Raw genomic sequence first — 1,525 nt, forward strand, 5'->3', positions numbered from 1 at the left:
GAGGCTGTCTCAAAAGTGAGATAGCCTTTTTTATAAATAAAAAAAGGAAAGCCAAAGCTTTCCCAATTGAAGCAATTTTAGTAAATTGCTTTGTGCCAATTAAGTCAAAGTTAGTCTTTAAAGACTATAATCCGCAAGAAAATTTGCTTTTTCCTCCAAATTTATCGGAGTTGATTGAAGAAAAGCATCCCGTAAGAGTTATATCTGCCATTATAGATGGATTGGATATTAGTAATTTAATCAAAACTTACAAGCCTGGAGGAACCTCTAGTTATCATCCCAAATTACTTTTGAAAGTTTTGGTATATGGCTATCTATGCAACATTTATTCCAGTCGGAAAATGGAACAAGCACTCAAAGAAAACATACATTTTATGTGGCTTTCGGGGATGAGCCGTCCCGACCATAATACCATCAATCGTTTTCGTAGCGAACGATTAAAAGGGGAGCTCAAATCCATTTTCACCCAGATTGTTTTGTTGTTAGAAAAAGAAGGATTGGTAAGTTTGGAAACAACCTTTGTAGATGGAACTAAGATAGAAGCCAATGCCAATCGCTATACCTTTGTATGGGGAAGAGCTATCAAGAAAAACAAAGAAAGAATCGCTACGCAACTAGAAGAATTATGGAGTTATGCAGAAAGCATTGCTAAAGAAGAGCTTCAAGATACAGAACCTATTGATTTTAAAAAAGTAGATGCACAGAAGGTAAGCCAAACGATAGAACAGCTAAATGAAGTCTTGAAGGATAAGAAAGCATCATCCAAAGTTCGTCAAAAGTTGAATTATGCCAAAAAAAACTGGCCGAGTAATTTAGAAAAATACCAAAAACAAGAAGCGATTTTAGACCAGCGAAACTCTTATTCAAAGACCGATACAGATGCGAGTTTTATGCGAATGAAGGACGATCATATGAGAAACGGTCAGCTCAAAGCTGCTTATAATTTGCAAGTATCCACCAATAACCGATATATTTTACATTATTCTACGCACCCAAATCCTACCGATACCAAAACCCTCAAACCCCATTTGCAAGATTTTGAACAATGTTATGGCAGAACACCCAAGGAAATTGTAGCAGACGCAGGTTATGGTTCTGAAGAAAACTACAACTTACTACAATCCAAGAAGATAAAACCTTACATCAAATACAATTACTTTAGAAAAGACCAAAAGTCAGGAAAGGTCACCACGTCAAACAGCAATCCTAAGTTAGCAAAAATCAGAGAAAAAGCATTCAAACTCTTGAATACCAAGAAAGGCATCAAACTAAGAAAACAAAGATGTCACGATGTGGAACCTGTATTTGCGGAACTAAAACACAACAAAAACTTCAAAAGATTTATGTTGAGAGGAAAAAATAAAGTCGAAATCGAAATTGGCTTATTAGCCATTGCCTACAATTTAAAGAAAATGGCAAAAACAACCTAAAAACCAGCCAAAATTCCAGTTTTTTTTACCGTTTAGAAAAAATGATCAGTTTTTAAGCTAGAAAAATGAAATTTTAATATCCAAGAAGCAAAAAA

1 protein-coding gene is annotated in these 1,525 nt (G+C 34.9%); it reads left to right on the forward strand.

All coding sequences use genetic code 11. The features are described from left to right. Positions 1-98 precede the first annotated feature (98 nt). Positions 99-1,430, forward strand: a complete 1,332-nt coding sequence (locus tag ABID46_RS13500) for an IS1182 family transposase (protein ID WP_354510990.1) — start codon at positions 99-101, stop codon at positions 1,428-1,430. The last annotated feature ends 95 nt before the right edge of the window (positions 1,431-1,525 follow it).

It is taken from the genome of Moheibacter stercoris (genome assembly GCF_040545805.1).
Taxonomy (GTDB): Bacteria; Bacteroidota; Bacteroidia; order Flavobacteriales; family Weeksellaceae; genus Moheibacter; species Moheibacter stercoris.